The sequence below is a fragment of the Mucilaginibacter phenanthrenivorans genome (assembly GCF_024721155.1).
Taxonomy (GTDB): Bacteria; Bacteroidota; Bacteroidia; order Sphingobacteriales; family Sphingobacteriaceae; genus Mucilaginibacter; species Mucilaginibacter phenanthrenivorans.
In genome coordinates, this window is the sequence record NZ_JAHVAP010000001.1 from 596,242 (window position 1) to 606,786 (window position 10,545).

Genomic DNA, 10,545 nt, shown 5'->3' on the forward strand with positions numbered 1-10,545 from the left:
GACGTAGAAGGTCGACTTTATCCAGACGGGATATTAATACATTACAACAATTGCTTCATCTCTTTATTGCGCATTGTTAATATGTTACAATTTTTTGCTTTAATACTAAAATTACTTTTCATCAAAGTTGTCTTCCTTTGTTTTCGTAATACAACCGTTTCGAAACCAATTATAGATAAAAGACCTTGTTATTTATTGCCTGCTATTCCCTAAACACGGTAGTTAACACTATTAGTTTGGTGTGTTTCAGCGAACATGATTAGTACCATTAAAATTCCGTTAATTTAAATTGATTAATTAGAAATAAATGTCGACATATGAGATAAAATTTACTTCAATTTAACAGAATAGCGCCTGGGTGCGCCGAATTCTATCCTTTATTTTTCCAAAACAGACGAAAGTAGCTTCATCAAGTTGCGTTGGGATCGTCATTTCAAATTTTAACCTATTTAACCTAATTAAATTATGGAAAAAAAGTCATTACCACTATTATTTATTTGTGCTTTTTTAACGACAGCAGTGCTCCTAAATACCTCGAAGAACGCTATTGCCGAAGGTACCGGCGTTTCTAAGATAACTTACTACAAAAACATGACGGGGTGGGGACCCGGCAATAGGCTTAATAAGGCCGCGGCTACCCCGGATGCAAAAATTGTTGCCAAAGCCGTAACGGGTAAAGTAACGAATGAAAATGGAGCCGCCTTGCCCGGTGTGACAGTCACTGAAAAGGGCACCCATAACGTAACGACTACGAATGCGTCTGGCGACTATGCAATAAATGTTGCCAATAACGGCGCGGTGTTGGTCTTTACCTTCATCGGTTACAACCCGCTTGAAATAACGGTCGGAAGCCAGACAGCGGTAAATGTAAGGATGACCAGCTCCGCCAGCGCCCTAAACGAGGTTATCGTCACCGCGTTGGGTATTAAAAGAGAGGCAAAAAGCCTTGGATATTCCGCCCAAAAAGCTGATGTTCTGGCCATGCAAACCAACCGGACAACCAACCTTGCCAATTCGCTCGAAGGCCTGGTAGCGGGCTTAGATGTTTCGCCCCCTGCAGCGGGCCCAGGCGGCAGTACAAAAATCCGCTTACGCGGACAATCTTCTTTTACAGCCGACAATTCGCCACTTATTGTAATAAATGGGTTGCCAATGTCGCAGGGCGCCAGCAGCAACAATGGTTATACTCAAAATACTGACCAGGGAGATAATTTGCAGGGTATTAACCAGGATGACATTGAATCCATGACTATCTTAAAAGGATCAACGGCGGCTGCCCTATACGGTTCGCGGGCGGTTAACGGCGCTATAATAATCACTACTAAAACCGGGGCTAAAAATACGGGCCTTGGCATTGAGTTCAATTCAAACTTCACCGAAAGCCAGGCGCTTGATTATACCGACTTCCAGTACGAATACGGGCAAGGCGAAAACAACATCCGGCCCTCATCCCAGGGTACAGCTCAAAGTTCGGGCGCCTGGAGTTTTGGGGTGCCGTTTGATAATGTTCCAACTTACCAGTTCGATGGCGTTCAGCGTCCGTATGCTCCCGTTAAAAACCGCATCAGTACCTTTTTCAGGCTTGCGCCATCATGGAGCAATACAATTGCAATTTCAGGGGGAAATGATAAAGGCGGCTTCCGGGTTTCGTTTTCTAATCAGGATGCAGATGGCATTATCCCAAACAACGACTTCCACAAAAAGATATTTAACGTAGGTATTAATTATAAACTCACTGATAAGTTGTCTGCACAGTTTTACGTGAATTATGACCACGAGTTTAACAACAACCCGCCGGTTATTGGGGTACAGGGGCTATCGATTCCAACATCTATTTACAGGCTTGCCAATTCGACAGATTTCGACGTGCTTAAAGCGGGTGCTATTGATGCCAATGGCAATGAAACACCTACTTCGCGTTTTTCCACCGTTACCAATCCTTATTGGATATTGGCCAAACAGTTTCAAAGGCAAACTAAGGATCATTTATTGGGAACTGCTGTTTTACGCTACCAATTCTTCGACTGGCTATATTTGCAGGGCCGCGCCAATACAGATCTTTTACAGAGCACTTTTGAAACGAACACCCCAACTGGAACTTTAGCTGTCGGGGCAGCACCAAAGGGGCTATTCAATGGCGGCTATGCCATCAACACCGCAAACATCAGACAAAACAATTTTGATTTCTTACTGGGGGGAGCTCATACCTGGAAAAATTTTGGGCTTAATGCCACTGTGGGTGGTAATAACTTTCCCCTGGTCGCTTCAACGTTTAGTGAAAGCGTTACCAACTTTTATATTAAAGACTTATACACTATTGGAAATGGCGTAACAAATACCTCTACCTATAATTTGTCTAAACAAACGGTCAATTCCCTATATGGTACCGCCGAGCTTTCCTATAAAAATTTGTTTTACCTCAACGTAACCGGCCGTACAGATTGGTATTCGGTATTAGCTAAAGATCTTGATCATTACTTTTACCCTTCGATCAGCGGTAGTTTCGTTTTTTCGGAACTGCTTCCCGGTGCAAAATGGCTAAATTTTGGAAAGATCAGGGTTGCGATCGCAGAAACGGGAAGCGCGGGGACAGTAGGGCCATATAATGCCCTAACTTTTGCGCTATCTTCAAATGCATTTAATGGCCTCCCTTTAGGAAGTATCAATAATACAAGTTCGCCAAACCCCCGGATCAAGCCCTTTGGCGTTAATGAAAAGGAAATAGGGCTGGAGATACATATGTTTAATAACCGCGTCAACCTGGATGTTGCTGCATATGATAAAAAAACCACCAACCAGGCAGTTCCAATCAGTCTTTCTGCTGCAAGCGGTTATAGCAGCACATTGGTGAACTTAGGTGGTTTGGACAATAAGGGACTGGAACTCAACCTGGAGCTGACGCCGGTTCGAAGCCAAACGATAACCTGGAAAACAGCTTTTAACTCCGCATTTAATTCTTCAAAGGTTTTATCTTTAGCCAACAACCAATCACAACTGGTTGTAGGTAGCCCGGAGTTTTTTGGAACAATTGTGGATGTAGTAGGTTTACCGCTTAATCAAATCCAGGGTGCCACCTATAAGCGGGATGCAGCGGGAAATGTACTTTTAACAGGTGGAAAACCTAATGCCAGCACTACACCTGTTAACTTTGGCAGCGGCTTGCCTACATCAACAGGCGGTTGGATAAACACGGTAACGTATAAGGGGTTTATCTTCGCTGCGCATATCGACTATAAAGCTGGCGGTAAAGTACTGTCAAGTACAAACTTGAATTTATTAAGGGAAGGGCTGTCAAAAGCATCATTACCGGGCAGGGTTGGGGGAGTAGTATACCCGGGCGTCAATTCTTCCGATGGCTTGACCAATACCACTGCGGTAAATGCTGAAGATTTTTATGCCAATTATCGTTCAAAAAATATTCTGGACCCTTTTATCTATAGTTCGAGCTTCATCAAGTTGCGAAACCTGTCGTTAGGATATGATCTATCAAAGTTCATTAATAAAAAGTATGTAAAAAGTTTAGTGCTTTCAGCAGTGTGCCACAATGTGCTGATTATTAAGAAGTACACCCCTAATATTGATCCTGAGGCAATAGGGTCAAGTGGTGATAATTTGACAGGATACGAGCAGGCATCATTACCAACCATACGTACGTACGGACTTAACATGAACATAAAATTCTAATCCTAAATAAAATATGAAAAATATAACCCTTATTTTAGTTTCAGTAATCTGCATTACATTAGTCAGCAGCTGCAACAAAGGATTTGATAGCTTGAATATCAATCCAAACAACCCTACGAAACTTGACGCCGCATTTTTATTTACTAATGCAGAGTTTAGCACGTATGCGGCCATTATGGAAACAGAACCAACAGTTGTACAACAATTCATCAATCCATTTACCGGGATAACTTCCGCGTTTAATTTTAACCAGGTAAACCAAACATACACTGCACAACGGTGGAATGCCGAATTTACGGGTACGAATACAGGGGCGACAACTTCTGCCGGGCCTGTTCAATTATTGGTTCAGATATTGAGCCAGGTGAAGGGCAATGCCGCCAGGACAAATTTATATAACGAAGCCCGGATTTTGAAGGCATATCAATTTATGACGCTGGTTGATACCTATGGCGATGTGCCCTATAGCGAAGCAGCCCAGGCTTACCTCGGTAACATACTTACGCCAAAGTACGATCACCAGGTAGCTATTTACACAGATCTTGTAAATGAATTAACAAGCGCTACTGCAGGGCTTGATCCTGCAAAGGACATTGTTACGGCAGATGTATTTTATGGTGGTAACATAGCCCAATGGAAAAAACTGGGATATTCCTTGTTATTACGCATTGGCATGCGCTATTCAAAATACGATGCAACCAAGGCGCAAAGCATTGTACAGGCTGCGTTTGCAGGCGGCGTGATGACCTCGAATGCTGATAACTGCTTTTTAAAATATAATGTGACTTTCGTTAACCCTGTTAGTCAAAATCTTTCTACACTTACCAACACTTATTATTTGGCGGAGCCTTTTGTAAACCAATTAAAAAATTCAGGCGATCCGCGGCTGAAGTATATATCAGCTATATACCCCAACCCGGCTGCCGCAACAAGCGGTGTGCCGGATACACTGTCATCTGACCAGTTTGGCCTGCCGATTGGCTACAGCAGCGCCACGCTGGCAACTGCTCCTGGTTACCGGGGAGCGAATGGCTCAGGCTACAATTACTCGCAGGTGAATTATAGCTTTCTGGGTAATTTAACCGCGCCTCAGTTTTTTGTTACCTGTGCACAAACACAATTACTGCTGGCAGAAGCTGCGTTCAGGGGATGGTTAACCGGGGGAAATACGCCGGATGTTTACTATGCAAACGGGATCCGGGCAGCAATGGATCAATGGGCCTCTTACAGTTCTTCTGCCGTAATTCCCTTATCCACTGAAAATGCCTTTATCAATAATCCTGTTAACGCTTATAGCGCGGCAAATGCCTTAAAACTTATCAATACGCAATACTGGATTGCATCGTGGGGTAATGGCGCCGAGGCATGGGCGAACTTCAGAAGAAGCGGTTTCCCCGCCTTATCGCCTAACACCATTGCGGGGCAAAATATAACAGGCGGGTTTGTGCGCCGATACGTTTACCCAACACTTGAGCTTTCCGCGAACCTGACAAATTACCAGGCCGCAGTGGCAAGCATCGGCGGGACGGACAGTATGGATACCCGGATTTTCTGGGATAAGTAACATCGATGATGAAGAGAAACCGGTACTTGCTGACAGGATCAATAATAAAAATGCTGGCTATAGTTGGCCGGCATTTTTTCAATAAGAGTTGCGCAACCTTTGTGAATAATTTTCTCTGATTAGGAATTGATAATTACTTTAAACAATTAATTCCCTTATTGTTGTTAGGCACGGGAAATACGGGAGACGCGTACTCGGCTCCATTCAACATGCGATTGCAAGAGGTTGATTTTAAATAGCTTATTAACTTAAGATGAAAATACCTTCAAGAATTTGTGCCCTGGCAGCGATCATAATGCCTTTAATTGCTGCTGCTCAAACACCGCAATACCCGTATCAGGATTATAAACTTGATTTTAATATTAGGGTGAATGACCTGGTAAAACGGATGACACTGGAAGAAAAGGTAAGCCAAATGCTTAATTCCTCGCCAGCGATTCCAAGGCTCGGTATTCCGGCATATGATTGGTGGAACGAAGTGTTACATGGTGTAGCCAGAACCCCGTTTAAAGTAACAGTGTACCCACAGGCCATAGCCATGGCGGCTACATTTGATCAGGGATCCTTAAATCAAATGGCGGATTATGCTGCACTGGAGGGCCGGGCCGTACACAACAAAGCTTTGCAAATGGGCCGGGCCGGGGAAAGATATATGGGCTTGACCTACTGGACGCCGAATATCAACATTTTTCGGGACCCGCGCTGGGGCAGGGGGCAAGAAACCTATGGGGAGGACCCTTTTTTGACCGCCGCTATGGGCAGTGCCTTTGTAAAAGGACTTCAGGGCGATGACCCTAAATATTTGAAGGCGGCCGCTTGCGCCAAACATTACGCCGTGCACAGCGGCCCTGAGCCATCACGCCATATCTTTAATGCCGATGTTAGTGATTATGATCTGTGGGACACTTATTTGCCGGCATTTAAAAAACTGGTGGTCGATGCAAAGGTGGCCGGGGTAATGTGCGCTTACAATGCCTTTAAAAGGCAACCCTGCTGTGGAAGTGATCTGCTCATGGTGAATATTTTGCGTAACCAATGGAATTTCTCCGGCTATGTGACCTCGGATTGTTGGGGGATCGATGATTTTTTTAAAAACCATAAAACCCACGCCAATGCGGAAGATGCCTCTGCAGACGCGGTATTGCACGGTACCGATGTGGAATGCGGTACCGATGCCTTTAAGTCGTTGGTTGCTGCTGTAAAAGATGGCAGGATAGCTGAAACGCAAATTGATGTTTCTGTAAGGCGTTTATTTATGACCCGCTTCAGGCTGGGTATGTTTGATCCGCCGAAAATGGTAAAATACGCGCAGACGCCGGCTTCGACCTTAGAAAGCCCGGCGCACCGGGAACTTGCACTTAAAATGGCCCGGCAAGCGATTGTATTACTTAAAAATGCCGGTCAAACCTTACCCTTAAGTAAATCCATTAAGAAGGTAGTTGTATTAGGACCCAATGCGGACAACCCGATTGCCATTTTAGGAAATTACAATGGTATACCGTCTGCGGTAACAACGGTTTTTCAGGGTATCAGGCAAAAACTACCTAATGCAGCAGTGTCATATGAAAAAGCGGTTAATTTTACGAACGATACGATGCTTGTTTATGCCAACGTTGCGCAACAATATCATACAGGTGGCCATCAGGGCTTCCGGGCGGAATATTTTAACAACCGCGACCTAAAGGGCGAACCGGTGGTAAGATATGAGGATACGGTAGCCCATGTCTGGCAGGAAGACGAGGAAGTTGCAGGCACCATCAAGGCAAGAGACTTTTCGGCCAGGTACAGTACCACTTTTTCGGCTCATGGCGAAAAAGCGGTAACATTTGAAGTTGAGGGTGATGACGGCTACCGGCTTCTGATCAATGGTAAGGAAGTTTTGAATGCCTGGACAAAAAACCGTTGGGGAGCTCAGCAATATCATTTGGACACTGCCCCCGGTAAAACTTATCAAATTTGCCTGGAATTTTGGCAGGGTGACGGCAAGGCGAACATCAGGCTAAGCGCCGGCAACTATCAAAAAACCGATGAGGCCGCATTAGTCAGCCGCATTAAGGATGCGGATGCGATCATTTACGTTGGCGGCATTTCTCCACAACTTGAAGGTGAAGAAATGCAGGTTAATTATCCCGGCTTCAAAGGTGGCGATAGAACCTCGATCCAATTACCATCCGCACAAACTAGCCTACTGAAAACATTACAGGCAACCGGTAAACCGGTTGTTTTTGTCATAATGACTGGCAGCGCTCTGGCTATCCCGTGGGAGGCTGAACATATTCCGGCCATTGTAAACGCCTGGTACGGTGGACAGGCGGCCGGAACAGCTGTGGCCGATGTGCTTTTCGGTGATTACAATCCGGCTGGCCGGCTTCCCGTTACTTTTTACAAAAGCGATGACGATCTGCCCGATTTTACCGACTATTCTATGAATAATAGGACTTATCGTTACTTTAAGGGTACGCCCTTATACGGTTTTGGCTATGGGTTAAGCTATACCACTTTTAAATATGATCACCTGGTTATGCCGACGGTTGTTAAGCCCGGTAAGGCAATACCTATAAGCTTGAGGATCACCAATACAGGACCAATGGCAGGCGATGAAGTGGTTCAAATATATGTTAAACATGAAAATCAGCGGATTAAAGTTCCGTTAAAGGCACTGAAGGGCTTTACACGTTTATTTCTTAAAGCCGGGGAGCGGCGAATCATAAACTTCAATCTTTCCCGGGATGACTTGACTGTCACCAATGTTAATGGAGGGCAGGTGGCATTAAAAGGTAAAATGACGGTCAGCGCCGGTGGTTCCCAGCCAGACGAAAAAAACAATACCTCAGGCAATATTGTACAACAGACAGTTACAATATTGTGAAATTGAACAGTTATAAAATGATTTGTAAGAGATACTTCTTTCTTTTCAGGCTTGCTAAAATATATGCTTAAATAATATGATCACCGAATTGAATGCTTTTGATATACGCACTTTGTGCAGTCCCGGGAATGAAACGGACAAAAACGTCATGTTGTCCGGTAACGCCTTTAATTGTCTTGCTAAAAACCTGCCATTGCCTGCTACCCGATGCGTCCAGGTTTAATGTGGCGATTAAACGGCCTTTTTGCAGATCATCCAGCCATATCTCGATTTTTGTCCTGGCTGTTATCCGGCAGGTAAGGGCAACTGATAGAGGCGAAATTCTGCCTGTTTCCACACCTGATATCATAAACCACCCACCTTTCCCGGAAGTATTGGTTACGGCTTTTTCGTTGCCCATGCTAACAGCGGCCGTTCCAAAATAATTGCTGTAACCTACTGCCGGTAAAACAGACCGCCCGTCTTTACAAATGAAGCAATCAAAGTCAGCGGGCTTGCCTTCGGCAAAAAGACCGATGCTGGTGCCCACCCATGAATTATAATTGGGCTGCGCCTTATCCAGTTTTATTGCGCTTACAGGGGCGCCAAGTGTTGTCCAGGCCTTTTTGTCACCGCTAAAATAGCCACTGAGCTGATGGCCATTCCTAACCAGTTTTAACCAGACTGTCCGGCCAAAAGGATTGGTTAAGGTTCTTATCGCGGTATCCAATTGTAAAACGATCTTCCTTCCATCACTATAACCGGTATACAAACGCCCGATGACAGTTTGACCTCCGTTGCTAAGGTATATTCCCGCTTTTGCGCTCTTATCTGCAGCAGCTAAATCTACCCTTGTAATCACTGTATAAAAATGATCGGTTTCTTTTTGAACGATATGCGTGCGCACTGAATCCGGGCTTAGCCTGATCCATCCCTTTCTGGCGGTCAGCGAATATTTACAGGATGAAGCTTTCGTCAGGAAATGCCAGCACAAGCCCGGTGCTTCGCCGGCAAAATAATCTGTCGTTACGCTCCTCCATAAAATGCCGGACTGTGGCAGGTCCGGCTTAACAATCGGCTGCGACGCAGGGGCCATTCCCCATGGCCTGTCGCCCTCCCAGATCACAGGGTAAAGAGAAGTTTGACGGCCCATGCCTGACCAGTCATCCCCATCATATTTTTCATAGCTTTGGCCCAGCGTCCACCATGTACCATCACTTAACTGAACAGGAGCCGATATATGGTTAGGATGCCTGAAACCGGCATGGGGATCGGTAACGGGTTTAAAAAAATTGCCCAGCCTTTGCCATTTAGTTGAATCTCCGGTTAAGGCGCTGCTTTTCAAGACATATTGACCACCTGTAACGTCACCGGCCGGAAAGTAATAGTAGACATCGTTCCGCTTGCACATGACCGGACCTTCTGCCCAGCTGTATTGCAAATGGGCATTCACCCAGTCTAAATTGATTAGATGGCCTGTCAGTTGTCCGTCCCGCCCGAGCTCGTGAAGGCGGTTAGCTTTCTGGCCGTTCTTAATCAGCATATAAGGCTTACTGTCGTCGTCCACAAAAATGGAGTTATCATAGCCGGGGTTCCCGGTTTCCAGGTCGGTTTTCAGATGTACGGGTGCAGACCACGGTCCTGCCGGAGAGCTGGCCCTGGAAAACCATTGACCGTTGGCGGAAAAATAGATCCAATAAGACCCGTAAAAATAAGTAATAGCCCCCTGCCAGATTCCGGCTGAAGGACGATCTGTTACCCAGTCTGCTTTTGCCGGCGCCAGTACCCGTCCGATAATCTTCCAATGGACCAGATCAGTAGAATGATAAACCGGCAGATAAGGATTAAAATGAAAGCTGGATCCGCAGTGATAAAAATCTTTACCTACCTGCAATAAAGTGGGGTCGGGGTGATCTCCGGGCAATACGGGATTAACGTAGGTCTGCACCGTTTGATAAAAAGAAGAGGAGTCAACTGTTGGTTTGGTCTGCGCGTAAATACAGATCGGGGCAGATAACAGCACGACAAATAGTAGAAGAGGTAATCGGAAATATTGCATATCGGAATTATTCGTAAAGTCAGGCTAAAGATTATAATTATTGTTAACGCTGATCCAATCCAGTCTTAGCGGGTTGCCAGGCCATTAAAACTACCTGGAGATCAGGCACAAATGCTTTTATTTTCAGGATGCTGTAAACAGCGTGACCGAACGACGACACCTATAATTTACGATAACATAACTGGTAAGCGAAAGTACATGGCTAGGTTTGGATGAATTAATCCATTTCGCCAAAATGGTATCACAAATGTTTAAGTTGCGGCAAATTATTCAATCCTTTTGCTTATCCGGGTGTAAAGGATGACCTTTCGTTTAGGCTCCTTTACCGGTTCACGACGTGCTTTTGTAAAAGCTAACTTTGATAAATTGAATATCAGGCATTATTCATCA

The 10,545-nt window shown here is 45.0% G+C and carries 4 protein-coding genes; 3 read left to right on the plus strand and 1 reads right to left on the minus strand.

What is annotated here, in order from left to right:
• The first annotated feature begins 465 nt into the window (after positions 1–465).
• The 3 genes from KXD93_RS02575 to KXD93_RS02585 all read left to right on the plus strand — a co-directional run bounded on the left by KXD93_RS02575 (position 466) and on the right by KXD93_RS02585 (position 8,117).
• A complete protein-coding gene (locus KXD93_RS02575; protein WP_258135296.1) occupies positions 466–3,684 on the plus strand; it encodes a SusC/RagA family TonB-linked outer membrane protein in 3,219 nt (1,072 codons plus the stop codon).
• A gap of 13 nt (positions 3,685–3,697) precedes the next feature.
• Entirely contained in the window at positions 3,698–5,248 is a 1,551-nt protein-coding gene (locus tag KXD93_RS02580; protein WP_258135297.1) for a SusD/RagB family nutrient-binding outer membrane lipoprotein, read from the plus strand.
• Positions 5,249–5,501: 253 nt separating this feature from the next.
• Positions 5,502–8,117 carry a glycoside hydrolase family 3 C-terminal domain-containing protein gene (locus tag KXD93_RS02585; RefSeq protein WP_258135298.1) on the plus strand — a complete coding sequence of 872 codons (2,616 nt, stop codon included), beginning with the start codon at positions 5,502–5,504 and terminating at the stop codon, positions 8,115–8,117.
• 67 nt (positions 8,118–8,184) lie between these two features.
• On the opposite strand, the gene KXD93_RS02590 is transcribed toward KXD93_RS02585, so the two are convergent.
• Positions 8,185–10,119, minus strand: a complete 1,935-nt coding sequence (locus tag KXD93_RS02590) for a family 43 glycosylhydrolase (protein ID WP_258135299.1) — start codon at positions 10,117–10,119, stop codon at positions 8,185–8,187.
• Positions 10,120–10,545 lie beyond the last annotated feature (426 nt).